Source organism: Pseudomonas sp. XS1P51, from assembly GCF_054897845.1.
This window is the reverse complement of record NZ_CM142707.1, coordinates 2,398,621-2,422,202: the sequence shown is the minus strand read 5'-3', so window position 1 is coordinate 2,422,202 and position 23,582 is coordinate 2,398,621. Positions and strand designations below refer to the sequence as shown.

General features: G+C 61.0%; 25 protein-coding genes. 14 read left to right on the top strand and 11 right to left on the bottom strand.

Features of this window, described 5'->3' with window-relative positions; translation table 11 throughout:
* Window positions 1-169: 169 nt before the first annotated feature.
* From ACYZUD_RS11145 to ACYZUD_RS11135, 3 genes are all read right to left on the bottom strand, one after another.
* A complete protein-coding gene (locus tag ACYZUD_RS11145) occupies window positions 170-436 on the bottom strand; it encodes a short-chain dehydrogenase (RefSeq protein ID WP_462024047.1) in 267 nt (88 codons plus the stop codon).
* A complete protein-coding gene (locus ACYZUD_RS11140) occupies window positions 433-717 on the bottom strand; it encodes a DUF3077 domain-containing protein (RefSeq protein WP_462024046.1) in 285 nt (94 codons plus the stop codon). The genes ACYZUD_RS11145 and ACYZUD_RS11140 overlap by 4 nt, the downstream gene beginning before the upstream one ends.
* Before the next feature lie 507 nt (window positions 718-1,224).
* Window positions 1,225-2,256: a DMT family transporter gene (locus tag ACYZUD_RS11135; RefSeq protein ID WP_462024045.1), complete on the bottom strand. Its 1,032-nt coding sequence runs from the start codon at window positions 2,254-2,256 to the stop codon at window positions 1,225-1,227.
* Between ACYZUD_RS11135 and ACYZUD_RS11130 the strand changes: the two genes are divergently transcribed.
* The 11 genes from ACYZUD_RS11130 to ACYZUD_RS11080 all read left to right on the top strand — a co-directional run bounded on the left by ACYZUD_RS11130 (window position 2,251) and on the right by ACYZUD_RS11080 (window position 13,408).
* Window positions 2,251-2,814, top strand: coding sequence for a helix-turn-helix domain-containing protein (locus tag ACYZUD_RS11130; protein WP_462024044.1), 564 nt, complete (start codon window positions 2,251-2,253; stop codon window positions 2,812-2,814). The two genes, ACYZUD_RS11135 and ACYZUD_RS11130, sit on opposite strands and share 6 nt — an antisense overlap.
* A 156-nt stretch (window positions 2,815-2,970) precedes the next feature.
* Window positions 2,971-4,173 carry an SfnB family sulfur acquisition oxidoreductase gene (locus ACYZUD_RS11125; protein WP_462024043.1) on the top strand — a complete coding sequence of 401 codons (1,203 nt, stop codon included), beginning with the start codon at window positions 2,971-2,973 and terminating at the stop codon, window positions 4,171-4,173.
* 10 nt (window positions 4,174-4,183) lie between these two features.
* The gene (locus tag ACYZUD_RS11120) at window positions 4,184-4,621 is read left to right on the top strand and encodes an acyl-CoA dehydrogenase (RefSeq protein WP_462024042.1); all 438 of its coding nucleotides are present in this window, start codon (window positions 4,184-4,186) and stop codon (window positions 4,619-4,621) included.
* Window positions 4,621-6,024 (top strand): LLM class flavin-dependent oxidoreductase, encoded by a 1,404-nt coding sequence (locus tag ACYZUD_RS11115; RefSeq protein WP_462024041.1) that lies wholly within the window; start codon window positions 4,621-4,623, stop codon window positions 6,022-6,024. The genes ACYZUD_RS11120 and ACYZUD_RS11115 overlap by 1 nt, the downstream gene beginning before the upstream one ends.
* 190 nt (window positions 6,025-6,214) lie before the next feature.
* Window positions 6,215-7,120, top strand: a complete 906-nt coding sequence (locus ACYZUD_RS11110) for an AMP-binding protein (protein WP_462024040.1) — start codon at window positions 6,215-6,217, stop codon at window positions 7,118-7,120.
* Entirely contained in the window at window positions 7,117-7,893 is a 777-nt protein-coding gene (locus ACYZUD_RS11105) for an ABC transporter ATP-binding protein (RefSeq protein WP_462024039.1), read from the top strand. The genes ACYZUD_RS11110 and ACYZUD_RS11105 overlap by 4 nt, the downstream gene beginning before the upstream one ends.
* Window positions 7,893-8,774 (top strand): branched-chain amino acid ABC transporter permease, encoded by an 882-nt coding sequence (locus ACYZUD_RS11100; protein WP_462024038.1) that lies wholly within the window; start codon window positions 7,893-7,895, stop codon window positions 8,772-8,774. Before ACYZUD_RS11105 ends, ACYZUD_RS11100 begins: the two co-directional genes overlap by 1 nt.
* A gap of 4 nt (window positions 8,775-8,778) precedes the next feature.
* A complete protein-coding gene (locus tag ACYZUD_RS11095; protein ID WP_462024037.1) occupies window positions 8,779-9,828 on the top strand; it encodes a branched-chain amino acid ABC transporter permease in 1,050 nt (349 codons plus the stop codon).
* A 26-nt stretch (window positions 9,829-9,854) separates the two neighbouring features.
* Window positions 9,855-11,195 (top strand): ABC transporter substrate-binding protein, encoded by a 1,341-nt coding sequence (locus tag ACYZUD_RS11090; protein WP_462024036.1) that lies wholly within the window; start codon window positions 9,855-9,857, stop codon window positions 11,193-11,195.
* Between the two features lie 3 nt (window positions 11,196-11,198).
* A complete protein-coding gene (locus ACYZUD_RS11085) occupies window positions 11,199-11,966 on the top strand; it encodes an ABC transporter ATP-binding protein (RefSeq protein ID WP_462024035.1) in 768 nt (255 codons plus the stop codon).
* A 14-nt stretch (window positions 11,967-11,980) separates the two neighbouring features.
* A complete protein-coding gene (locus ACYZUD_RS11080) occupies window positions 11,981-13,408 on the top strand; it encodes an FAD/NAD(P)-binding protein (protein WP_462024034.1) in 1,428 nt (475 codons plus the stop codon).
* A gap of 127 nt (window positions 13,409-13,535) precedes the next feature.
* Here the strand turns inward: ACYZUD_RS11080 and ACYZUD_RS11075 are convergent, their stop codons facing one another.
* The 3 genes from ACYZUD_RS11075 to ACYZUD_RS11065 form a co-directional block, all read right to left on the bottom strand.
* Entirely contained in the window at window positions 13,536-13,760 is a 225-nt protein-coding gene (locus ACYZUD_RS11075) for a hypothetical protein (RefSeq protein WP_462024033.1), read from the bottom strand.
* A gap of 108 nt (window positions 13,761-13,868) precedes the next feature.
* On the bottom strand, window positions 13,869-14,603 hold the full coding sequence (locus ACYZUD_RS11070; protein WP_462024032.1) for a substrate-binding periplasmic protein: 735 nt from the start codon (window positions 14,601-14,603) through the stop codon (window positions 13,869-13,871).
* Window positions 14,604-14,691: 88 nt separating this feature from the next.
* On the bottom strand, window positions 14,692-15,261 hold the full coding sequence (locus ACYZUD_RS11065; protein ID WP_462024031.1) for a TetR/AcrR family transcriptional regulator: 570 nt from the start codon (window positions 15,259-15,261) through the stop codon (window positions 14,692-14,694).
* Window positions 15,262-15,386: 125 nt separating this feature from the next.
* Here ACYZUD_RS11065 and ACYZUD_RS11060 point away from each other — a divergent pair, with 125 nt between their 5' ends.
* Window positions 15,387-16,424: an NAD(P)-dependent alcohol dehydrogenase gene (locus ACYZUD_RS11060; RefSeq protein WP_462025025.1), complete on the top strand. Its 1,038-nt coding sequence runs from the start codon at window positions 15,387-15,389 to the stop codon at window positions 16,422-16,424.
* A 160-nt stretch (window positions 16,425-16,584) separates the two neighbouring features.
* On the opposite strand, the gene ACYZUD_RS11055 is transcribed toward ACYZUD_RS11060, so the two are convergent.
* Both ACYZUD_RS11055 and ppnN read right to left on the bottom strand, forming a co-directional pair.
* The gene (locus tag ACYZUD_RS11055) at window positions 16,585-17,025 is read right to left on the bottom strand and encodes an NUDIX hydrolase (protein WP_462024030.1); all 441 of its coding nucleotides are present in this window, start codon (window positions 17,023-17,025) and stop codon (window positions 16,585-16,587) included.
* 217 nt (window positions 17,026-17,242) lie between these two features.
* Entirely contained in the window at window positions 17,243-18,616 is a 1,374-nt protein-coding gene (ppnN, locus tag ACYZUD_RS11050) for a nucleotide 5'-monophosphate nucleosidase PpnN (protein ID WP_462024029.1), read from the bottom strand.
* A gap of 212 nt (window positions 18,617-18,828) precedes the next feature.
* Here ppnN and ACYZUD_RS11045 point away from each other — a divergent pair, with 212 nt between their 5' ends.
* Window positions 18,829-19,356 (top strand): DUF3087 domain-containing protein, encoded by a 528-nt coding sequence (locus ACYZUD_RS11045; RefSeq protein WP_462024028.1) that lies wholly within the window; start codon window positions 18,829-18,831, stop codon window positions 19,354-19,356.
* Between the two features lie 207 nt (window positions 19,357-19,563).
* The gene (locus tag ACYZUD_RS11040) at window positions 19,564-21,141 is read left to right on the top strand and encodes a sensor domain-containing diguanylate cyclase (RefSeq protein ID WP_462024027.1); all 1,578 of its coding nucleotides are present in this window, start codon (window positions 19,564-19,566) and stop codon (window positions 21,139-21,141) included.
* 10 nt (window positions 21,142-21,151) lie between these two features.
* Here the strand turns inward: ACYZUD_RS11040 and ACYZUD_RS11035 are convergent, their stop codons facing one another.
* The 3 genes from ACYZUD_RS11035 to ACYZUD_RS11025 form a co-directional block, all read right to left on the bottom strand.
* Window positions 21,152-22,069: a LysR family transcriptional regulator gene (locus ACYZUD_RS11035; RefSeq protein WP_462024026.1), complete on the bottom strand. Its 918-nt coding sequence runs from the start codon at window positions 22,067-22,069 to the stop codon at window positions 21,152-21,154.
* A 108-nt stretch (window positions 22,070-22,177) separates the two neighbouring features.
* Window positions 22,178-22,552: a DUF2784 domain-containing protein gene (locus tag ACYZUD_RS11030; RefSeq protein WP_462024025.1), complete on the bottom strand. Its 375-nt coding sequence runs from the start codon at window positions 22,550-22,552 to the stop codon at window positions 22,178-22,180.
* Window positions 22,553-22,599: 47 nt separating this feature from the next.
* Window positions 22,600-23,532 (bottom strand): diguanylate cyclase, encoded by a 933-nt coding sequence (locus ACYZUD_RS11025; RefSeq protein ID WP_462024024.1) that lies wholly within the window; start codon window positions 23,530-23,532, stop codon window positions 22,600-22,602.
* Between the last annotated feature and the right edge of the window lie 50 nt (window positions 23,533-23,582).

The window sequence follows — 23,582 nt, the reverse complement described above, 5'->3', positions numbered from 1 at the left end:
TGTTTCAAGGGTGATATGAGCGTCCCGAAAAGATCGCAGCCTTCGGCAGCTCCTACAGGGGAATGCGTACTCCTGTAGGAGCTGCCGAAGGCTGCGATCTTTTGATCTTGCTGTTTAATTCCCGAGGCTTTGACGACGAACATAAAATTCGGCGATCAGACGACTACCTTCAAACCTGCGCCCGAATCTGCCGTCCCAGCACATTCATCACATCACAACCATCACGCAGCAACATCGCCGCCGCATGCGCCAATTGCTGCACATCGGCCCCCTTGGCTTGAGTGATATCAAGACTGGCCAGGCTTTCCATCATCTGCGTCATGGCCAGAAAGCGGGTGGCCGCGTTGCTGTGCAACACATCCAGCGGCGCCTGAGTCGCGACCAAAAATACCGGGATGTCGCAGTCGTTGTTGGTCATCGGCATGTGCGGGTTCATGCGTCACCTTCCGCTTGAGCCACGTGAATGCCGTCGATTGAGGCTTGCACCAGTGAGCGCGCAGTACCCAACATTTGCTGGCTGGCCCAGCGTAACGACGCTTTGTGTTCCGGGCGGGTGGCGGTGGGGGCTTGATGGGCGAGGGCTTCGGCACAGCTGAGATAGACCGCGGCGTGTTCAAGGGCGTCGAGTAGCGGGATGTCGGGTTGAACGGCGAAGAGGTGGTGGTCGACGTGATCGCAGCGGGCGAAGGGGGTGGATTTTGTGGTTGCGTTGGTCATGGATTTAACTCTTGAGACAGTTAGGGCTACCACCTGTTCGCCGTCAAACGAATGGGTGGCAACTGTGCGCAGGTTGACGGACCGGTCTCAAGCACCCGGCGCACCCGAAGATGCCCCACGCACAGTCACCATATGACTTTGCCGCGGACGAATAGGTACGCGCACAAAGTTAAGGAACTCTACGTCTTGAGAGATACAGCCGAGCCGTCAAACCCGATCACGAATGAGTCGTGACAGGCGCGAGGATAGGGAGTGAGGGCAGGGCAGTTAACCGGCGAAAAGCCCGAAATAGCTGTGCTGCTTGTAGGTCTGTTCCGAGTCTGCCAACAACCCCTGCGATGCCAGTCAGTTAAAGATCTGAACACCGCAATCCTTGTGGGAGCGGGACTGCTCGCGATGGCATCATTACATTTAACATCGATTTCGGCTGATCTACAGCAATCGCGAGCAGGCTCGCTCCCGCAGGTTTTGCGCCCTGGCCGTCATCCCGAGCATCCGGCGGGACGGTCACTTGTTTGAGTCGACGGCCTCGTTCGCCAACGTATCCTCTGCTGATTCGCGATTTTTGCCTTTGGTCTTCAACTCACTCACAATCACCGCCGCCACAATCAACCCCGCCCCCACCAGCGCAATCGCCGGCAACCGCTCCCCGGCAATCCGCCCGACGATCCCGGCCCACACCGGCTCACCCGCATAAATCAACGTCGCCCGGGTCGGCGAAACGCTCTTCTGCGCCCAGTTCATCGCCACCTGGATCGCTGCACTCGCCGCGCCCAACCCCAGCGCGCTGCACAACAGCAACCATGAAAAGTCCGGAATGGCTTCCTGAGTCGGCACCACCATCAGGAACGACAGCGCCGAAGTCACCGCCAATTGCACCACTGTCACCCGACGCACATCGACCTGGCCGGCATAAGTGCTGATCAAAATGATCTCCGCCGCAATCGCCACGGCGCTGATCAGCGTGGCGATTTCACCGGGACTGAAATTGAAAGAAGCGCCCGCAGGTCCGGACAGCAACATCAACCCGGTAAACGCCAGCATGATGCCGATGCTCGGCATCAACCCCGGACGGCGTCCCAGCACCAGCCATTGCAGCAACGGCACAAAGGGCACGTACAACGCAGTGATGAACGCCGACTGACTGCTGGGAATGCTCTGCAAACCCACGGTCTGCAAGCCATAGCCGAGCATGATCGCCACGCCGATGAAGGCCCCGGCCTTGAGTTCGAACAGGGTCAGTTCCCGCAGGTGCCGCCAGGAGAACAGGGCGACAATGATCGCCGCCGCGGCAAAGCGCAGGCCGACGAAGAACATCGGGCCGCTGACGGTCATCGCATGCTGCACCAGCAAAAAGGTGCCGCCCCAGACCATGGTGATCAGCACCAGCACGCACTCGGCTTTGCTGAACTTATGGGAAGAAGCCTGTGAAGCGTTCATCGACGTCATGACCTTGCGCGCTACCTGAAGGGGACGCACAATGCGCCGAATGTTGCGCAGTATACTGCCCAACCCCACCAAGTGAGCAATATAGTGCACAAAGATTCCACGCAACGGGCTTCGGTCCTCCAGCACGTCAGTCAGAACGTTCGACGCTTGCGTCATGCCGCCGACATGAGCCAGACCGCGCTGGCGGAAAAGTCCGGGGTCAGCCGCCGGATGCTGGTGGCCATCGAGGCCGGTGAAAAGAACGTCAGCCTGACCACCCTCGACCGCGTGGCCGAAGCGCTGGACGTGGCGTTCAGCGACCTGATCCAGGCCCCGGACGCCCGCGACCCGAGCCGCATCAACGAAGTGGCCTGGGCCGGTACGATTGCCGGCAGCAAAGCCGTTTTGCTGTCCAAAGCCACCGCCACCCGCGAAGTAGAGCAATGGGAATGGTGCCTGCAACCGGGAGAAATTTACCCGTCGCAACCGGATGCCGATGGCTGGAGTGAACAAATCTACGTGTTCGAAGGCTGCCTGACCTTGATGCTCGGCGACACGCCACACGAGGTTGCCGCCGGCGAGTTCTATATGTTTGCCAGCAACCAGCCCCATGCCTATCGCAACGATGGCCCGGTGGCCGCGCGGTTCGTGCGTAACGTGGTGATCTAACTGTTTGCCAGTCAACAGCGGATAGACACTTTGCTGTTTTAAAACTACAAGCCATTCTCGAGTAATTGGCTAAATCATTGAAATTTAAATGATTTAATTTCAGGCACGACTCCTGCAAAAGCTCTGGTGCATTCACCAGAATCCCGGAGTCGGCCCATGACAGCCTCTGCCCAACCCCCTCGCACCGCCCATGTGATCCGCTCGGACGCCGAGGCGATTGCCGTCGCTCACAAGCTCGCCGCACGCTTTGCCATCGAAGCCAGCGTGCGGGATCGCGAGCGACGCCTGCCGGTCGCCGAGCTCGACGAGTTCTCCGCCAGTGGCCTCTGGGGCATCACCGTTCCCAAGGAATACGGCGGCGCCGGCGTGTCCTACGTGACTGTCGCTGAAGTGATCAAGATCATCTCCGCCGCCGATTCGTCCCTCGGCCAGATCCCGCAAAACCACCTCGGTGTGCTCGACATCCTGCTGCAAGTCGGCACCGAGGAACAGAAACGCGACTACTTCGGCAAAGTCCTGCAGGGTTATCGCTTCGGCAATGCTTTCTCCGAATCCAAGAGCAAAAACGCCGGCGCTTTCGAAACCCGCATCCGTTTCAATCAAGACACCGCGCAGATCGACGGTGAGAAGTTCTATTGCACCGGCGCCTTGTTCGCGCACATCGTGCCGGCGGTGGCGGTCAACGAACAGAACCAGGCGTTCATCGCCTTCATCGAGCGTGACAATCCGGGGTTGACCGTGATCGACAGCTGGGACGGATTCGGCCAGCGCACCACCGCCAGCGGCGGGGTGACCCTGAATGCGGTGAAGGTGCCGCTCAGCGCGGTGATCCCGGCCCACAAAGCTTTCGACGAACCCACCGCCGACGGACCGATCTCGCAAATCATCCAGGCCGCCGTGGACACTGGCATCGCCGTCGGTGCCCTGGAAGAAACCAAACGCTACGCCCGCGAAGCCCGGCCGTGGATCGACAGCCAGCAGGATCACGGCTGGCAGGACCCGTTCAGCATCGCTGCGATTGGCGACCTTGAATGGCGGGTCCACGGTACCGAAGCGATTCTCAAAAAGGCCGGCCAGGCCATCGACGTCGCGTTGCTCAACCCCAATGAAGACACCGTGGCGAACGCCTCGGTGGTGGTCGCCCAGGCGAAAGTCCTGTCCGCCGAGATCGCCTTGCTCGCCAGCAGCAAACTCTTCGAACTGGCCGGCACCCGCTCGGTGCTCGGTAAGTACAACCTCGACCGCCACTGGCGCAACGCCCGCACTCACACGCTGCACGATCCGGCGCGCTGGAAATACCACCTGATCGGCAACTACCTGCTCAACGGCGTGAAGCCCGCGCGCCACGCCTGGAACTGAGGAGCCCACCATGAACGCCTTGACCCAACCCATCGTTGCCGGGCCACCCCTGGCCAAAAGTCAGCATGACTTGCACAACGCACGCAGCCTGCTCGAGGCGACGCTGCGCTTCGTCCGTCAGCAGGCTCAGCCCACGGCTGATCCTTATGTCATCAGCCGATTCGGCGATTTGCAGATCCGCGTCGAAGTCGCCGCTGCGCTGCTGGAACGCGCCGAAGGTTTGCTGAACAGTGTTGATGACGACACCGAAATCAGCGTCGCCATCGCCGAGTCGCATCTGGCCAGTGCAGACGCGCTGAACGCCGTCAGCAACGCTGAATTCGAACTCACTGGCCAACGCACTGTGTTGCCCGGATCAGTGCACGACCCGCTGCATTGGAAACTCCACCTCATCGGTAACTTCCGCCTCAACGGCATTCATCCACCCAGCTTTCGGAGTGCCGTTTGATGGCCCGCGAAATTCGTCTCAACGCTTTTGACATGAACTGTGTCGGCCACCAGTCGCCGGGTTTGTGGGCGCACCCGCGGGATCGCTCCTGGCAGTACAAGGACCTCGAATACTGGACCGATCTGGTGAAAATCCTCGAGCGCGGCAAGTTCGACGGCTTGTTCATTGCCGACGTACTGGGCATCTACGACGTCTATAACGGCAACGGTGATGCGGCGATCCGTCAGGCGGCGCAGGTGCCGGTCAACGATCCGCTGCAACTGATTCCGCCGATGGCACTGGTCACCGAGCATCTGGGTTTCGGCCTGACCGCGTCGCTGTCGTTCGAGCATCCGTATCCGTTCGCCCGACGCCTGTCGACCCTCGACCACCTGACCAAGGGCCGTGCCGGCTGGAACATCGTCACGTCGTATCTGGAAAGCGGCGCGAAGAACCTCGGCCAGAAAGCCCAGACCGAACACGACGCCCGTTACGACTTCGCCGAAGAATACCTGGAGGTTTGCTACAAACTCTGGGAAGGCAGCTGGGAAGAGGGCGCGATCCTGCGCGATCGCGAGCGCCGCATCTTCAGCGACCCGAGCAAAATCCACGAGATCCAGCACGTCGGCAAACACTTCCAGGTGCCGGGTATTCACCTTTGCGAACCTTCGCCGCAACGCACACCGGTGCTGTTCCAGGCGGGCGCATCGAGTCGCGGCAAGCAGTTCGCCGCCGAACATGCCGAGTGCGTATTCGTCGCTGCCCCGTCGAAAGTGCTGCTGAAGAAAACCGTTGCCGACATCCGTCGTCGCGCCGCCGAGGCCGGACGCGATCCGTCGAAGATCCTGATCTTCAACCTGCAAACCGTGATCCTCGGCGAGACCGATGCCAAGGCCAAGGCCAAGTTCGAGGAATACAAAACCTGGGTCAGTTACGAAGGTGCCATGGCGCTGATCTCGGGCTGGACGGGGATCGATTTCAGTCAGTTCAAACCCGATGAACCGCTCAAGCACGTGCACACCAATGCGATTCAATCGGCGGTGGAAGCGTTTTCCACGGCGGACCCGAACAAGGTCTGGACACCTAATGAACTGGCCGATTGGGTGGGTATCGGTGGGTTTGGACCGTTGTTTGTCGGCAGTCCCGAAACCGTCGCCGACCTGCTTCAGGAGTGGGTCGAGGAGACCGACGTGGACGGCTTCAACCTGGCGTATGCGCTGACTCATGAAACGTTCATTGACGCCGTGGAACTGCTGGTGCCGGAGTTGCAGAAGCGCGGGGTGTACAAGACCGAATACGCGCCGGGGACCTTGCGCGAGAAGTTGTTCGGGGACGGGCCGCGGTTGCCGGAGATTCATCCGGGAGCGGGTTATCGGGACCTGGGGGCGTTGCATCAGCAGGAAAAGAAAGTGGTGTCGGCGTAAAGGCTCGAACACCACACCTATCCCTGTGGGAGCGAGCCTGCTCGCGATGAGGCCGGCACATTCAATATTGATGTCGTCTGACCGACCGCCATCGCGAGCAGGCTCGCTCCCACAGTAGTTCGGCGGTGTTTTCCAGATTTCAGCCCAGCGGACCACCGCACGCTTTTGCCCATGAACAGGAGGTCAACCCATGAGCGTGCACGAACTCAAGCGTCCGCCAACCGCGGACACCGCCGAGTGGCGGGTCGAAGTGCCCAGGGCGCTGGAGCAATTGCGCCACTGGGCGCAGGTCAGCCCGTTGCAGCCGGCCTTGCGGCACAAGCGCCACGGCCAGTGGTTTGTCTGGCGCTGGATCGATGCCTTGCGCGATGTCGAGCGCCTGGCCGATGGCTTGCGTCAGCAGGGGTTTACCGAGGACTCACGCCTGGCCGTCAGCGGCGCGTTTGAGCCGGATCTGCTGCTACTGGCCTTGGCCGCGCAACACGTCGGCGGTGAATTGCTGACGCTACCGGACAACCTCGCCCCGGAATCACTGCACAAAGTCCTGTGGCGCAGCCGTGCCACTCACGCGTTCGTCCAGGGCCGGCAGACGCAGCAACTCTGGCTCAATCAGGGCCAGTCATTGCTGAACTTCGCCGAACTGCTCGGCCCCGCCGAACCCCCGCAACGCCTCAGCCGCTGGGGCCAAGGCCCGCAGCTGTGGAGTGAAGAGGGCACTCAATGGCAGAACGGTCTGACCGTGCTGCTTGAACAATGGTTGACCAGCGGCCAATCCCTGGCCTTCCCGGAAAGTCCCGGCAGCGCCAGTCGCGACCGTCGTGAAGTGGCGCCTTCCGGATTGCTGCTATCCGCCGAACGCTTGCACGTGCTGGCTGCAGAAATCGAAAGCCGTCTCGCGCCTCAGGGCACGTGGCGTCGGCGCCTCTGCGACTGGGCCATCACCCACCCGGAAAAAGGCCTGCAGCGGCTGATCAAGAACCGCGTCCGCCGACTGCTGGGGTTCCACAATCTGCATTTCATCTGGCAAGCCACACGCACAGCCAACGCTCAACCCGCGCCGAACTGGCTAGCCGAATTCAAACGGGATATCGCATGAGCTCGACCGATTCCATCCTGCAAGTCAGCGGTATTTCCCTGTCGTTCAAAGGCGTGAAGGCCATCAATGAGCTGTCGTTCGACGTGCGCCGGGGCGAGATCTGCGCGCTGATCGGTCCCAACGGCGCGGGCAAGAGTTCGCTGCTCAACGTGCTGAACGGCGTTTACCGCTTCGACGCCGGTTCAATCGTGTTCGAACAGCAATCGTTCAAACGCATCGACCCGTTGACCGCCGCACGCCGGGGCATTGGCCGCACGTTCCAGAACAACGCGCTGTTCAAGAAGATGAGTGTGATCGACAACATCCTCACCGGTCTGTCGCGGCACCTGCGCAGCAGCTTCATCGAACAGGCGCTGGGCCTGCCAAGAGCCCAGCGCGAGGCCGCCGATTTTCGTCGGCAGGCCCAGGGCATTCTCGAATTCCTGGAGCTGCAAGCCCATCGCGATGTGCCGGTGGGCAATTTGTCCTATGGCCTGCAAAAACGCGTCGAGTTGGGCCGCGCCTTGATCGCCGGTCCCAGCCTGTTGCTGCTCGACGAACCCATGGCCGGCATGAACGCCGAAGAGAAACAGGAAATGGCCCGCTTCATCGCCGACATCAACCGCGACCTCGGCACCACGGTGGTGTTGATCGAGCACGACATGAGCGTGGTCATGGGCCTGTCCGACCACGTCGTGGTGCTCGATTACGGGCGCAAGGTCGGCGACGGCACGCCCGCCGAAGTGCAGGCCAATCCCGATGTGATCGCGGCATATCTGGGAGTGGTGCACTGATGACGTTCTTCTTCGAAACCCTGCTCGGCGGTTTGCTCGCCGGGACCATGTATTCACTGGTCGCCATCGGCTTCGTGCTGATCTACAAAGCCAGCGGTGTGTTCAATTTCGCCCAGGGCGCGATGCTGCTGTTCGCCGCGCTGACCTTCGTCAGCCTCCACGATCAAGGCGTGCCGTTTGCCCTCGCGTTGTTGCTGACCGTCGTGGTGATGATCGTCGGTGCGCTGCTAATCGAGCGGCTGGTACTGCGGCCACTGGTCAATCGCTCGCAGATCACCCTGTTCATGGCGACCCTCGGGTTGTCATTCATCATCGAAGGCCTGGCTCAAGGCTTGATGGGCTCGCAAGTGCGGGCGCTGGACCTGGGCATCGACGACGTCCCGATTTTTATCGGCGGGATGATGGTCAGCCAGTTCGACCTGATCGCCGCCGCTGCCGCCATCGTGTTGGTGACGGTGCTGGCGCTGCTGTTCAACAAGACGCGGATCGGCGTGTCCCTGCGCGCCGTGGCGGATGACACCACCGCCGCGCTCTCGATCGGTATCAACCTCAACCGCATCTGGCAGATCGTCTGGGCGGTGGCCGGCATTGTCGGGTTGGTCGCGGGTCTGCTCTGGGGCGCACGCCAAGGGGTGCAGTTTTCCCTGTCGCTGGTGGTGCTCAAGGCCTTGCCGGTGCTGATCATCGGCGGCTTCACCTCGATTGGCGGGGCGATTGTCGGCGGGCTGATCGTCGGCGCGGCGGAGAACCTTGCCGAGGTCTACATCGGCCCGCTGATCGGCGGTGGCATCACACCGTGGTTCGCTTACGTCCTGGCTTTGGCCTTCCTGTACATCCGTCCCGCCGGCCTGTTCGGCGAGCGTGCCATCGAGCGAGTCTGAACTCATGTCGATTTCCCTTACCCGCGAAACCGCGCCGGCGGTATTGATCCAGCGTCGTGTGCCGACTGGATTGATCGCACTGCTGTTGATCGCCTTCGTCGCGGTGCCGCTGACCGGCAACGACTATTGGCTGAACGCGATTCTGATCCCGTTTCTGGTGCTGTCCCTGGCCGGGCTCGGCCTGAACCTGCTCACCGGCTACACCGGCCAGACCTCGGTCGGCGCGGCCGGGTTCATGGCGGTCGGCGCCTTTGCTACTTATGGGTTTTTGCTGCGTTTGCCTGAGTTGGGATTGCCAGTGGCATTGCTGGGCGGCGGTCTGATCAGCGCGGTGGTGGGCTTTGTTTTTGGCCTACCGAGTTCGCGGATCAAAGGCTTCTACCTGATGGTCACCACCCTGGCGGCGCAGTTCTTTCTGGAGTGGCTGTTCGTCAAATTCCCCTGGTTCTACAACTACGGTTCCTCCGGGACGATTTCCGCACCGAAACTGGCGTTGTTCGGCCATGACCTGAACACGCCACTGGGTCGCTACTTGCTGACCCTGACCACCGTGCTGCTATTGACCTGGGTCGCGGTGAACCTGGTGAAAAGCCAGATCGGCCGCAACTGGATGGCGATCCGCGACATGGATACCGCCGCCGCTGTCATCGGTATTCCGGTGGTGCGCTACAAGCACCTGGCGTTCGCCGTCAGCTCGTTCTACCTCGGCATCGCCGGCGCCTTGTGGGCCTTCGCCTACCTGGGCACCGCCAGCGCCAGCAGCTTCGATATCAATCGGTCATTCCAGATCCTGTTCATCATCATTATCGGCGGCATGGGCAGCATCGCCGGCAACTTCGTCGGCGCGGCGTTTATCAGCTTGCTGCCGATCCTGCTCAGCCACGCCGGGCAAGCCTTGTTCGGTGGTTCGGTGGACGCCGGGCAGCTGCAGAACCTGCAAAAAATCATCTTCGGCGTGCTGATCATCCTGTTCCTGATCAAGGAACCGGAAGGCCTGATCCGCCTGCTGAGCAACCTTCGTGAACGGCTGAGCCATTGGCCGCTGCGCTTCTGAATTCCTTCACTTATCAGAGAGACAACATGCGTGCATCCTTGAAACGTTCCCTGGCCGGCGCCGCCCTGACGCTGGCGGTTTTCGGCAGTGCAGTGCCAGTGGTTCAGGCGTCGCCGGACCAGCAGTTCTTCCCGTTGGCCACTTACCGGGTCGGTGCCTACGCCTCCAGCGGCGTGCAGGTATGGGCCGGGATGCTCGATTACCTGAACTACATCAACGACGTGGAAGGCGGGATCAACGGCGTCAAACTGGTCTGGCAGGAGTGCGAAACCGAGTGGACGGCGGAGAAGGGCATCGAGTGCTACGAGCGCTTCAAGAAAGGCCTGGACGGTGCTCCGGTGGCGATCTATTCACCCAATGGTGCACCGGCGGCGTATGCGCTGAGCGAGCGGGCCGAGGTCGACAAGATCCCGCTGATCACCCTCGGCTACGGTCGCACCGAAGCCACTGACGGCACGGTATTTCCGTACAACTTTCCGGTGATGCTGACTTTCTACAGCGAGGCGTCGAGCCTGATCAACTACATCGCCCAGCGCGAGGGTGGCTTCGACAAACTCAAGGGCAAGAAAATCGCCACGGTCTACCACGACTCGGCGTACGGCCGGGAAACCCTCGGCCCGCTGAAGTTGCTGGCGGAGAAATACGGCTTCGAAAACATCCAGATTCCGGTGGCCGATCCGGGTAACGAACAGTCGTCGCAATGGCGGCAGATTCGCCAGGTCAACCCGGACTGGGTGTTCCTGCGTACCTGGGGGGTGTCGACGCCGGTGGCGGTCAAGACCGCGGCGCGTTTCGGCTTCCCGGTGGACCACATCGTCGGTGATATCTGGGCCAGTTCCAGCGAGGACGTACTACCCGCAGGCGCCGCTGCCAAAGGCTATCTGGCGCTGACACCATACCCGGCCGGCACCGACTTCGAGATTCACAAACGCCTCAAGCAGTCCATCCTCGACAAGGGCAAAAGCGACCTCAAGGACCTGAAGAATTTCGGCAGCGTCTACTACAACTCCGGGCTGGTAAACGCCGCTGTCATGGTGGAAGCGATCCGTACCGCGCAAGGCAAATTCGGCAAGCGGCCGCTCAACGGCGAAGAAGGGCGTTGGGGTCTGGAACACTTGAACATCGATGACGCGCGGCTCAAGGACATGGGCTACTTCGGCCTGATGCAGAACCTCAAGCTGTCTTGCAAGGATCATGAGGGCGGCGGTTCGGCGCGGGTTCAACAGTGGGACGGCACGAACTGGACGCTGATCAGCGACTGGATCCCGGCCGACCGCGCCTTGCTGCGGCCGTTGATCGATGAAAAGTCCGCAGCCTTCGCCAAGGAAAAAGGCCTGACGCCACGCACCTGCACCGGGGACGAATAACCCATGAACCAAACCGCCAGCGACATTGCCGCCAATGACCTGTTGCAAGTCAAAGACATCGAGGTGATCTACGACGGCGCGATCCTGGCCGTGGCCGGGGTGTCGCTGACGGTGCCCAAGGGCGGCATCGTTGCGTTGCTCGGGGCCAACGGCGCGGGCAAAAGCACCACGCTCAAGGCGATTTCCGGGTTGGTGCGGGCCGAACGGGCGGAGGTCAGTCGCGGCACGATCGAGTTTCTCGGCCGTGACACGGCGGGTGTCGATCCAAGCGTTCGGGTGCGCCAGGGCATGGTGCATGTACTGGAGGGCCGGCACGTATTTCCGCAACTGACGGTCGAGGACAACCTGCGCAGCGGCGGTTTCGTGCGGCGCTTGAGTCGCCAGGACATGACCCGGGACCTGGAGCGGATCTACGCCTGGTTTCCACGGCTGAAAACCAAGCGCAAGACCCAGGCCGGGCTGACGTCCGGTGGCGAGCAGCAAATGGTCGCCATCGGTCGGGCGTTGATGACGCGTCCTACTTTGGTACTGCTTGATGAGCCTTCCATGGGTTTGGCGCCTATTATCGTCGAGGAGATTTTCGAGATCGTCGCCCAGCTCAATCGCGACGAGCAGGTGAGCTTCCTGATCGCCGAGCAAAACATTAATGTGGCGCTCAAGTACGCATCACAGGCCTACGTCCTCGACACTGGCCGGGTGGTGCTGTCCGGCAGCAGCGAAGCGCTGTTGGCGCGGGGCGATCTGCACGACTTTTACCTTGGTAAACACTGACCAGTGAGAACCGCATGACTGAAACCCAAGGCGGACAGGCGACCGACGCCATCCGCAACGCAGACATCCTGATCGTCGGCGGCGGCCTCAGCGGCACGATGCTGGCGGCGCAGTTGTTGCGTCTGCCCGGCAAGCGTCAGCTGCTAGTGATCGAACCCCGTGCAGAACTTGGCCGGGGCGAGGCGTACAGCGCGGTCGAATTGGGGCATACGCTCAACGGCAACGCGGCGCGCATGAGTGTCGACCCGGACAATGCCGATGATCTGACCCAATGGCTGAGCGAGTACATCGCGGCCGGCGGCTGGCCCGAATCCGATGAGCAGCATGTGCCGGTCAGCGAGTTGTTCCCGCCGAGGGGGATTTTCGGTTTGTACGTGCAACAGCGCCTGGCCGAAGCGCAAGCGGTGGGGGCGTTGAACGGTTCAACGGTCGAGCATGTGCGGGCCGAGGTGGTTGACCTGGAAGCGCTGGACGATTCGGTACGGCTGACCTTGAGTGACGGGCAACGCTTGCAGGGCGCTTATGCGGTGTTGGCGACGGGGATGTTCCCCGCCGCACGCACGCCGCAAACCCAATCCAGTGGCTTGAACGCGACGGCACTCGACCCGTGGGATGTCGCCGCCATGCAGCAGCTGGACCCGCAGTCGACGGTGCTGATCATCGGTTCGGGGCTGACCATGGTCGATGCCGTGGTGTCGCTGGAACAGGCCGGGCATCGCGGGCCGATCGAAGTGTTTTCCCGGCATGGGCTGCTGCCGCAGGTGCGTCGGCAACCGCCGGCCTGGATGGATTTTCTCGCCGAGGATCATGGCATTCGCACACCGCGACAACTGGTGCGCGAACTGCGTCGGCATTGCCGGGACGCCATCGCGCAAGGCATCGACTGGCAAGCGCCGCTCGACACCGTGCGGGCGCACATTGGTCGTTTGTGGAGTCAGGCGACGGACGTGCAGCGTCGGCAGTTTGTGCGGCATGTGCGGCCGTGGTGGGAAAGCCATCACCACCGCTCGCCGCCGTTGAGTGCGGAGTTGGTGGCGCGGTTGTACGGGGAAGGGCGGTTGCGGATTCAGGCGGCTTCGTTCAAAGGGCTGGAGCCTTCTTCGGGCGGTGAAGTGAGCATTCGCATCCGCCGTCGTGGTGAGGCCGAAACGGTTGTCGTCCGTGGTGCGGCGTTGATCAACTCCAGCGGCATTGAATATGACTGGCGACGGGTGGCGCGGCCGTTGCCACAGCAGTTACTGGCTCGTGGGCTGGTGCGTCCGGGGCCGTTGGCGTTGGGGGTTGCGGCAGCGGTCGGCGGTGGGGTGCTGGATGTTGATGGGCAGGTTGCCAGTCGGCTGTTTGCCATGGGGCCGCCGTTGCGGGGGATGTGGTGGGAGAGTACGGCGGTGACTGATGTGGCGAGTCAGGCCAAGGCTCTTGCTGCTCGCCTGGCACTGTGATGGTTGCTTGGGTTCGGGGGGTATACCCATTTCTGCGGTAACGGATATGTACACAATCAAACAAAGAAACCCCGGGAAGATCGAATCTCCCCGGGGTTTCCCGTTTCAAGCGGCACAAAGCCGTCAATCAATAACGCTGATACTTCGAACCAAACTCAGGACGGTTTTCAGCAACGTAGAGTTTGCCTTGCTGGCTATCCTTGTGATCAACGCCAACAGTGTTCACATTCAGTGTGGCCGGTTGGCTGACTTTAGCCGCCGCAACAACTTGCGACGTGGCGTGCGGTGCAGCGATGGCGGAAGTAGCGCCAAGAACCGAAAGGGCGAAACCAAGACCGATAATGCTTTTCATGATGTTGCTCCAGAAGAGTGGGGAGAAGATGTGGCCACTGTAGTGCTGGAGCTTCGTGATGAAAAAACACCCTGGCGCATAGTCGTTATCGAGAACGTTGATTCTCCGTCAGCGCGGCGTGCGGTCCACCAGCCAACGCTGCTTGAGTTGTTCCAGACGTCCGTTCCGGCTCATCTCGTCCAGCGCCTGCTGCCAGCGCGCCACCCGACGCGCATCGGTCAGTGGCGAAAAGGCGATGTAGGTGCCTTGCTTCATCAACGGCATCTGGTAGTACAACTGGCCGGGTGGCAAGCCTTCCTCTCGGGCCATTGTCGCCACGGAAAGGGTGTCGGCCACCACAAATTCAGTGCGGCCCAGGCGTGCCAGACGCATCATTTGTTCGGGGGTTTCCACGCCATACAGATTGTTCAGATCCTGTTTCTGCAAGTAGCCGTAGACCCGCCATTTTCGCGGAACGGCAATACGCCCCTGATGGCCAGCCTCCAGCAAACTGCGCACCGGTTGCCGGGTGCTGTCGGTGGAGTACAGCGCGGTTTCCACCTCCATCAGCGGACCGACCCACTGGTACTGGTCATCGCGTTCGGCGGTGCGCAACACGGTAAATACCCCGGTGTCGGGGTCGGTGCTGGCGATGCGCAAGGCGCGCAGCAAAGGGACTTGTTGCAAGTGCACCTGGTCACCGGCGGTTTCGGCCAGCGCCTGCACCACATCCACACCAAACCCCACCAGCGCGTTGCCTTGCTGAAAATGCAGGGGAGGATGGTTGTCGGTGAGCAGGTTCAGGTCGGCGGCGACCGCACCAAACGTCAGGAATGACAGCAGGCAACCGGCAATGCGCTTCATGAATCGTCCTTGATCAGATGAGGCGCAAATATTATTACGACCGTACTGCAACTGTCCCGAGGAATTGACGGGGCTTTTGTGTCAGACCTCAGGACTTATGGGTATCGCTCGCCACGGCAGCCACCGCCATCACCATCAAGCCGTCGACCATCCGCCGCAGTTCTTCAAGGTTTTCGGTCGAGGCTTTGATCTCGGTGGAGGCCAGTCGCAGGATTCGCGCGAGGTCTGTGACGGGCAGTAACGATTGAGCATTCATGTGCGGCGTCAGCACCGCGATCAATGTCTGCTCCAGTCCTTGATACAAATCGGCTATCGCTTGCGGCGCATAGACGGCGCAGTTGGCCAGCATTTCCGTGGCGTTTTCTGAATCGATCACCGAGGCGATCGGTTCGATCAGCCAGATGTCGAACACGCACCCGAGTTTTTCCTGCAGGCCGTTGAACGGGGGCAGGCGCGCCTCGATTTCAGCCAGATTGCGCTCGCGCTGGCGGCGCACCAGTTCGGCGAAGATCGCTTCCTTGTTGGCGAACGAGGCGTATAGCGACGGGCGCGACATCTGCGCCGCTTCGGCCACGTCGCTCATGCTGACCTTGCGATAGCCGTGACGCAGGAACAGCTCGAGCGCTGCGCCGGTGATGCGGTCTTCCTTGGTGTCCATGGGATTCCGATTGATTCTTTACAGTTGACGATAAATGTAAAGGTGTTAATGTCTTTACAGAATTAATAAATTGTAAAGTGGCAGGCGAGGATCAAGCAATGAGCAATGTTCCAGCAGGTTCCGGCATGCGCAGCACCAAGGCTTACGCAACGCTGCAAAAGGGCGGCCCGATGGTGCCGTGGACGTTCGAGCGCCGGGCGCCACGGCCCAAGGATGTGGCGGTGAAGATCCTGTTTTGCGGGGTCTGCCATTCTGACGTGCACTATATGAAAGCGTGGGGCCAGGAGTACCCGCTGGTGCCGGGCCACGAAATCGTCGGTGAAGTGACGGAAATCGGTTCCGAGGTGAGTCGCTTCAAGGTCGGCGACACGGTGATGATCGGCACCATTGTCGACTCCTGCCGGCACTGCGAACCGTGCAAGGCACAAAACGAAATCTACTGCCGCGAATACCCGACCCTGACCTTCGACGGTATCGACCGGGTGGACGGCTCGCGGACCCGCGGCGGTTACTCCGAGCTGTACGTGGCCGATGAACACTTCGTGCACTTGCTGCCCGAGGGCCTTGATCCGGCCGCCGCCGCACCGTTGCTCTGCGCCGGTGTCACCACCTATGCGCCGCTGCGTCACTGGAACATCGGCCCTGGCAAAACCGTGGGTGTCGTCGGTATTGGCGGTCTCGGCCATCTGGCGGTGAAATTCGCCCGGGCCATGGGCGCTCATGTGGTGGCGTTTACCACCTCGCCGAAGAAAGTCGAACAAGCCTTGAAACTCGGGGCCCACGAGGTGGTGCTGTCCACCGATGCCGAGCAGATGGCGGCCCAGGCTTTTCGCTTCGACTTCATCCTCGATACCGTGTCCCAGCGTTACCCGATGGACCCGTTCCTGACCGCGCTCAAGCTCGACGCGACTCTGTGTTCCCTGGGGATTCCCGAGCAGTTCGACTTCAACCCGATCCTGCTCGCCATGGGCCGTCGCAGTATTGCCAGCTCCGGCGCCGCCGGTACGCTGGATACCCGCGAGATGCTTGCGTTCTGTGCCGAGCACAACATCGTCGCCGACGTGGAAGTGATCGCCATGAGCGACATCAACGAGGCGTTCGAGCGGCTGGAGAAGGGCGACGTGCACTATCGGTTTGTGGTGGATATGCAGAAGGGGTTGTAGCAGGAACGTCCACACTCAACACATGACCAGTGTGGGAGCGAGCCTGCTCGCGATGGGGCCATGACATACAACACCCATGTTGTCTGTCAGTCCGCTATCGCGAGCAGGCTCGCTCCCACAGGGGAGGTGTGGTGGTTGGCAGACCGGGGCATCCAGACGGTCAGGCGTTTTCCAGCATTTCGATCAACCGTTCTGGCCAGACCGTTTCGCGGGTTTCCTGCAGTTCGGCCACAGACCACCATTTGTGCTCGGTCATGACCCGGATTTCATCGGCAGTCCAGCCGTCACGTGTCAGCCGTTCATCGTCGGCGTGGACGACGAAATAGCGTTCCACGGACAGGACCGTTTCACCGCTGGGCAACATCATCGGAAAGCTGCGCTCACTTACGCAAGCACCCACCGTGTCGACGTGCAGACCGGTTTCCTCAAGCAGTTCGCGCACGGCCGCCGTTTCGAAGGTTTCACCTTCCTCCAGACCGCCACCGGGCGTTGCCCAATAGTCGCGCCCGTCCAGGGCGTCACCCTTGTGCTGGAAGCGAAACAGCAGCACCTGCTTTGAAGGGTTGATGACGAGGAGTCTTGCGGCATTGCGTTGGCGCATCAGCGTTTCTCTTTCCATAGGTCAACTACCCTAGGCAGTCCGGCAGCTATTTGTGGCGAGGGGGCTTGCCCCCGTTGGGCCGCGCAGCGGCCCCAAAACCTGCACCCCCCAGTCTCTCGGAAAGACCGCATGCGCCCGTTCGACAACTGCTTCGCCCGAGCGCGTACCGGCCCAACGGGGGCAAGCTCCCTCGCCACAGGATGACTTCCTGACTTGGTTACGCAACCACCTGATAACACGGCACATACGCCGCACCACCCGGCAACTTCATCCGGTGCTGGGCGACGAAGGCCTTGAGCAGTTGATCGAGCGGCTGCATGACCGCCGCATCGCCACGAATCTGGTACGGCCCGTGCTCTTCGATCAGGCGTATGCCCTTGTCCTTGACGTTGCCGGCGACAATGCCGGAGAACGCGCGGCGCAGGTTGGCGGCCAGTTCGTGGGAGGGCAGGTTGCGGCTCAGTTTCAGGTTGGCCATGTTTTCGTGGGTCGGGTCGAACGGGCGCTGGAAGCCTTCATCGATCTTCAGCAGCCAGTTGAAATGGAACGCGTCGTTGCGCTCGCGGCGGAACTGTTTGACCTCTTTCAGGCCCTGGGTCATATGACGCGCCACTTCAGCCGGGTCGTCGATGATGATTTCGTAGTGTTGCTGGGCCGCTTCACCGAGGGTCGCGCCGACGAAGGCGTGCAACTGTTCCAGATAGGGCGCGGCGTGTTTCGGCCCGGTGAGGACCACAGGGAAGGGCACGCCTGCGTTGTCCGGGTGCATCAGGATGCCGAGCAGGTACAGGAACTCTTCGGCCGTACCGGCGCCACCCGGGAAAATGATGATGCCGTGGCCGACGCGCACGAAAGCTTCCAGGCGTTTTTCGATGTCCGGCAGGATCACCAGTTCGTTGACGATCGGGTTCGGCGCTTCGGCCGCGATGATGCCCGGCTCGGTCAGGCCGAGGTAGCGACCGCCGTGGATGCGTTGCTTGGCGTGGGCGATGGTTGCGCCTTTCATCGGGCCTTTCATCACGCCGGGGCCGCAACCGGTGCAGATGTCCAGGCTGCGCAGGCCCAGTTCGTGGCCGACTTTCTTGGTGTATTTGTATTCTTCGGTGTTGATCGAGTGGCCGCCCCAGCACACCACGATCTTCGGCTCGACGCCGGGGCGCAGGGTGCGGGCATTGCGCAGGAGGTGGAAGACGTAGTCGCTGATGCCCTGGGAGGTGCTCAGGTCGATGCGCTGGGCGTCGAGTTCGTTTTCGGTGTAGACGATGTCGCGCAGGGCGCTGAAGAGCATTTCCCGGGTGCTGGCGATCATTTCGCCGTCGACGAAGGCGTCGGCGGGGGCATTCAGCAGTTCCAGGCGTACGCCGCGGTCCTGCTGGTGAATGCGGATTTCAAAGTCCTTGTAGGCTTCGAGAATGGTTTTGGCGTTATCAACATGGGCGCCAGTATTGAGGATGGCCAGGGCGCACTGGCGGAATAAGGTGTAGGTGCTGCCGGATCCGGCTTCGCTCAGTTGCTGTACTTCACGTTGAGAAAGGGTTTCCAGGCTGCCTTTTGGGCTGACCGAGGCGTTGATTACTTGTCGTTGGGTCATTCAATGATCCTTAAAACGATGCCATTCATACAGGCAAATGGCATCCGAATAGTGTGTATCCATGAAAGAAGATGGCACGAACTGCGCTGTATCGCCATGTTCCCCGTTTGACGATGAAAAGATGAAAAGGAGCCCCAGCATAGCTAAATCCCCCGGGGAGGCGATAATGCCCCGCAGTCTTTTCGCCCATGCCCCCAAGGAAACCCGACGCAATGTTCGAAATCCAGCCGAAGAATCCCGAAATCTATCGAAGCCAGACGCGGCGCAGCACGATCATCATCGCCCTGAGTTTCCTGGCGCTGGCGATGGTGCTGTCGACTGCGGCGGTGGCGTTGTTCGGTGAGCCGGGGGGCGACAATCTGCGGTTCAACGTGGGTGGTGTGTTTGTTGCGGTGCTGCTGATGGTGGCGCTGATGCGCGGCATGTTCTGGACCCAGGAATGGATGGCCCCGGCGGTCTATGGCTGGCAGCTCAAGCGCAGCCTGATGAGCATCACCAACGTCATGCATCAGGTGACGGCGGCGGTAGAGGCGGGTGATCCGACTGCCATGAAGCTGTTGCGCTTCTATCATTTAGGGTTGAGCCAGATGCACCAGCTGGACGGTAACTCCAGTGACCATAGCCAGTTGACTCGCGAGATGGACCAGCACAAGGCGCGGATGGAAGCGTTGGGCATCGAGACCGAACAGACGCAGTTGAATCCAGCCTGGCTTGAGGCCGTGAAGCAGGCAGCTCGGTAATACCCAGGGTGTGGGCAGAAACCGCACCATTGGATCTGGGGTTTCGGGGCGGTGGAGGCTAGGCTGAATTCACTGTCCTGACGTTTTGGGCCTGGAAGGCACTTCATCACCTATCCGGGTGTCGATCAGGCATAGTGAACTGACCACGCGGTTGTAAAAAAAGGCGACCGGGATCTGTCGCCGCGTCATCAGGGTTCAGGGAGAGTCATGGGGCATCCGTCCGTTAAAGACCGAATAGAAAAATCCCTGCACGGCGTGCCTTGGGTGGCCGGGCAGGCTGGCGCAACGCTCAAGGTTCGTTCTGCGGTGTTTCTGCTCGTGGCGGTGTGCCTGGCCATGACGGCCATCGTGTTGTGGGAAGCCTGGAGCTCGCGCCTATACCATCTGCATGACAAGGAAGTGGCGATGTCCAACCTTGCGCAGACGCTGGCCTCTCAAGCTCAGGCGTCGATCAAGCAAGCCGATACGCTGCTGTTTACCCTGGTGGACCGCCTCGAAAACGACGGCATCGACGCCCCCCGGATACCTCGATTGCAGCGTTTGCTCAGCGATCAGCGCAACGAACTGGGCCAGCTCCATGGCTTGTTCGTCTACGACGAAGAGGGGCGCTGGATTGCCAATTCCAACGGCGTGGCCCTGCCCGATGCCAACAATTCCGACCGTGAATATTTCATCTTCCATCGCGATCATCCCGACCGTGGCCCCCACATCGGCCCGGCGATCAAAAGCCGTTCGAGCGGTGAATGGATATTGACGGTGTCGCGCCGCGTCAATCATCCGGACGGGCGCTTTGCCGGCGTGGCGCTGGCGACGATTTATATCAGCCATTTCCTTGGGCTCTACGACAGCATCGACATGGGCCGTAACGGCGTGATCAGCCTGATCGCCAACAATGCCAGCATCATCGTTCGCCGACCGTTCAAAGAAGCGGAAATCGGCACCAGCGTCGCCAAGGGACCGCTGTTTACGCAGCTGTTGCCCCTGGGAAATTCAGGCACGGCAACGGTCCCGTCCTATGTGGACGGTGTCGAGCGGGTGGTGGGGTTTCGCCGGGTCGACGGTTATCCACTGATCGTCTTTGCGGCGCTGGATACAAATGAAGTCCTGGCAGCCTGGCGTGCAGAGGTACTGCTGAGTGCCGGGATCGTCTCGTTGTTTCTGGGGTTTCTGGGCGTGCTCGGTTATCGCCTCATTCGCCTGATGAAGCAGCAGAATCACGTTCAGAGCGTATTGCTCGATGCTCAGGAAAAGCTGCTTGAGGTCAACCGCAGCCTTGAGTTGCTGGCCCTGGAGGATGCCCTGACCGGGCTTTCCAACCGGCGTCAGTTCGATCTGTTCATCCTGGCCGAAATGGGCCGAGCCAGGCGCAACCAGACCCACCTCGCGCTGCTGATGATCGATGTCGATCGCTTCAAGAGTTTTAATGATCTTTATGGCCATGTGGCCGGCGACGAGTGTTTGCGCAACATCAGCGTGATCATCCGGGACAGCATCAAGCGTCCCGGCGACCTGGCCGCCCGTTATGGCGGAGAAGAATTTGCGGTGGTGCTGCCGGGGACCGACTATGTGGGCGCCTTTCTGGTGGCGGAAAAAATCCGTCGGGCGGTTCAGCAGGCCGGCATCCGGCACAGTGAGGGCGTGGAGGGGACGGTTACCGTCAGCCTGGGGGTCTGCGCTTACAACCCGGACTCACAGGCTCAGCCCGATGACCTGGTCGGCGCCGCGGACAAGGCGCTGTATGTCGCCAAGGCCAGCGGTCGGAACATGAGCGTCATTGCCAACTGACCGCGCTGGTTCAGACAAACCGATCGCTGCCCTGAACCAGCTTGGTGGACAGGTACGACTGTTTGAGTTTTTCCAGCCACCAGCCCAGGGCACGCCCGTCATGATCGCCACGCCAGCCGGCGTACAGAATGTTCGGCTCGCGCGGATCGGCCATCTGTTTTTCAACCAGCGTGCCGTTTTTCAGTAACGATCCGACCCGATGTCTGGGCAACCAACCCACGCCCAATCCGTCGCACTGGGCGAGGATTTTTGCGCGCATGGTCGGCACGGCGAGTACCGGTTGTCCGCTGGAGACGCCATAAGTGCTGCCCTCGGTGGCTCTGGACGAATCGGCCACGACAATCGCCCGGTACTGCGCCACCGTTGCCCGTGAAATCGGTTCCCTGGCCTTGGCCAGCGGGTGCTTCGGTGAAACCGCGAACACCCATTCCATTTCCCCCAGTTGCATCCAGCGCAAGGAGGGGATGGCCGGCGGCTCGTTGGTGGCGCCGATGATCAGGTCCGCACGGCCTTCACGCAGGGCCTCCCAAACGCCTTTGAGCACCTCCTGGGTAATGCGCAGTGGAACGCCGGATTCCAGCGCATCGAACTCGTGAATCACCGGGATCAGGGCTTCGAACTCCAGCAGTTCGTCGGTGACGATCCACAGTCGGCTTTCCCAGCCATTGGCCACTTGCTGCACCCGTTGGGTCAGCCGCGAGACGTCCTGCATCAGCCGCGCCGCCTCGTTCACCAGTAACTCGCCCGCCGGGGTCAGCTGCAAGCGGTAACGGCGCCGATCGAAAAGCAGCGCATCGAAGCGTTCTTCCAGTTGCCGCGCCGCATAGGACACGGTGGATGGCGCCTTGCCGAGGTGGGCCGCGGCCCTCGACAGGCTGCCGCTTTCGCGGATGGCTTCGAGTAACGCCAGGTCTTCGATCGACAACATGGGCGAAATCCTTGAGCGAGTAAGATCAAAAGATCGCAGCCTTCGGCAGTTCCTGCATGGAAACGCATATTCCGGCGCAGGCGCTGCCGAAGGCTGCGATCTTTTGATTCAGGTGGTACGGCGTAACTTCCATCGCCGCAACAAGTGAAGATAAACCAGCACGTTCATCACCAGCACCACGCCGCCCAGCCCCAGCTGAATAGTGGGTGTCAGGCCCGCCGGGTAAATGACCGGCCACACGTAATGCTCGATGAAACCGCCGCCATAACCGGTTTGCCCGGCCGCATGGCGCATGAGGTTTTCCCACTCCGTCAGCGGGCAGAACAGGTGGAAAACCTCCACGCACACGCCCCACGCGGCGGCGGGCAGGTGCAACCAGATCAGGTGGTGCCATTTGAGCACCAGCAGCCCGCCGAACAGCACGAACAGAATGAACAATAGGTGAAACAGCACCAGCCCGTCGGCGGCGATCCGGTAAAGCATGTTCACTCCCTGACGCGTTATGCCAATGGCTGCAGGGTACTCGGTGCTCAGAGCACCTCGGCGAACTCCGCACGCATCCTGCCATTGCGTTTGGCCTGATAGAGCAACTTATCGACCCGTTCGACGAATTCCAGCGCCATCGCCTGCAGCGGTGCGGTGGTGGTGCCGACTCCCAGACTTACGCTCAACAGCGTCGAAACCGCAGAAAATTCGTGGGGGATTTGCTGCTGGCGAATCAGGTGCAGGCATTTGCGCGCCACCAACCGTGCGGATTCGGCATCGGTTTCGGGCAGCAGCCAGACAAATTCTTCGCCGCCGATCCGGGCGATGAAATCCCGCGGTCGATTGGCGGCCAGCGACAAGGTCTGGGCCACCTGGCGCAAGCATTCGTCGCCCTTGATGTGCCCGTAGTGGTCGTTGTACTGCTTGAAGTAATCGATATCCAGAATGATCAGCGACAGTGGCAAACCCGTGCGCTGGGCGTTGCTCCATTCGCGCTCCAGCACGGTGTCGAACATGCGTCGGTTGGCGATGCCGGTCAGACCGTCCTGGAATGAATATTCTTCGAGTTGCTTCTGCAGGCGAATCAGGTGTTCTTCGGTTTTCTTGCGCTCACTGATGTCGAACATGAAGCCCACCAGCGCTTCCACCTCTCCGTCCTTGCGCACCACGTGCACCACATCGCGAATCCACACGTAGTCGCCGTCGCGGGTCAGCGCGCGGTAGTCCGCCTCGTGGTCCACACCCACGCGCGATTGCGAGACGCAGAACTCCACCACGTAATCGCGATCATCCGGGTGCATGCGCTCGACCCAGTCATTGACCGAGACCCAGCTGTCCTGCTTCCAGCCCAGCAGGCTTTCGATCTGCGGGCCGATGTAGCTGAAGGTCATGGTCTTCCAGTCGATTCGCCACGGAATCGCCCTGGTCGATTCAAGCAGGGTTTTGTAGACGTCGCTGTCGGTGTCGATTGAGCTCATGACGGGCCGGATCTCGAGGGAAATACAGTGCCATCATGTTGCTACTATCG

Bases quoted from the DNA above. Each gene is read 5' to 3' on its own strand.
- ACYZUD_RS11145 (WP_462024047.1), bottom strand. From the start codon at position 436: ATGAACCCGCACATGCCGATGACCAACAACGACTGCGACATCCCGGTA.
- ACYZUD_RS11140 (WP_462024046.1), bottom strand. From the start codon at position 717: ATGACCAACGCAACCACAAAATCCACCCCCTTCGCCCGCTGCGATCAC.
- ACYZUD_RS11125 (WP_462024043.1), top strand. From the start codon at position 2,971: ATGACAGCCTCTGCCCAACCCCCTCGCACCGCCCATGTGATCCGCTCG.
- ACYZUD_RS11120 (WP_462024042.1), top strand. From the start codon at position 4,184: ATGAACGCCTTGACCCAACCCATCGTTGCCGGGCCACCCCTGGCCAAA.
- ACYZUD_RS11115 (WP_462024041.1), top strand. From the start codon at position 4,621: ATGGCCCGCGAAATTCGTCTCAACGCTTTTGACATGAACTGTGTCGGC.
- ACYZUD_RS11110 (WP_462024040.1), top strand. From the start codon at position 6,215: ATGAGCGTGCACGAACTCAAGCGTCCGCCAACCGCGGACACCGCCGAG.
- ACYZUD_RS11105 (WP_462024039.1), top strand. From the start codon at position 7,117: ATGAGCTCGACCGATTCCATCCTGCAAGTCAGCGGTATTTCCCTGTCG.
- ACYZUD_RS11100 (WP_462024038.1), top strand. From the start codon at position 7,893: ATGACGTTCTTCTTCGAAACCCTGCTCGGCGGTTTGCTCGCCGGGACC.
- ACYZUD_RS11095 (WP_462024037.1), top strand. From the start codon at position 8,779: ATGTCGATTTCCCTTACCCGCGAAACCGCGCCGGCGGTATTGATCCAG.
- ACYZUD_RS11090 (WP_462024036.1), top strand. From the start codon at position 9,855: ATGCGTGCATCCTTGAAACGTTCCCTGGCCGGCGCCGCCCTGACGCTG.
- ACYZUD_RS11085 (WP_462024035.1), top strand. From the start codon at position 11,199: ATGAACCAAACCGCCAGCGACATTGCCGCCAATGACCTGTTGCAAGTC.
- ACYZUD_RS11080 (WP_462024034.1), top strand. From the start codon at position 11,981: ATGACTGAAACCCAAGGCGGACAGGCGACCGACGCCATCCGCAACGCA.
- ACYZUD_RS11075 (WP_462024033.1), bottom strand. From the start codon at position 13,760: ATGAAAAGCATTATCGGTCTTGGTTTCGCCCTTTCGGTTCTTGGCGCT.
- ACYZUD_RS11070 (WP_462024032.1), bottom strand. From the start codon at position 14,603: ATGAAGCGCATTGCCGGTTGCCTGCTGTCATTCCTGACGTTTGGTGCG.
- ACYZUD_RS11065 (WP_462024031.1), bottom strand. From the start codon at position 15,261: ATGGACACCAAGGAAGACCGCATCACCGGCGCAGCGCTCGAGCTGTTC.
- ACYZUD_RS11060 (WP_462025025.1), top strand. From the start codon at position 15,387: ATGCGCAGCACCAAGGCTTACGCAACGCTGCAAAAGGGCGGCCCGATG.
- ACYZUD_RS11055 (WP_462024030.1), bottom strand. From the start codon at position 17,025: ATGCGCCAACGCAATGCCGCAAGACTCCTCGTCATCAACCCTTCAAAG.
- ppnN (WP_462024029.1), bottom strand. From the start codon at position 18,616: ATGACCCAACGACAAGTAATCAACGCCTCGGTCAGCCCAAAAGGCAGC.
- ACYZUD_RS11045 (WP_462024028.1), top strand. From the start codon at position 18,829: ATGTTCGAAATCCAGCCGAAGAATCCCGAAATCTATCGAAGCCAGACG.
- ACYZUD_RS11040 (WP_462024027.1), top strand. From the start codon at position 19,564: ATGGGGCATCCGTCCGTTAAAGACCGAATAGAAAAATCCCTGCACGGC.
- ACYZUD_RS11035 (WP_462024026.1), bottom strand. From the start codon at position 22,069: ATGTTGTCGATCGAAGACCTGGCGTTACTCGAAGCCATCCGCGAAAGC.
- ACYZUD_RS11030 (WP_462024025.1), bottom strand. From the start codon at position 22,552: ATGCTTTACCGGATCGCCGCCGACGGGCTGGTGCTGTTTCACCTATTG.
- ACYZUD_RS11025 (WP_462024024.1), bottom strand. From the start codon at position 23,532: ATGAGCTCAATCGACACCGACAGCGACGTCTACAAAACCCTGCTTGAA.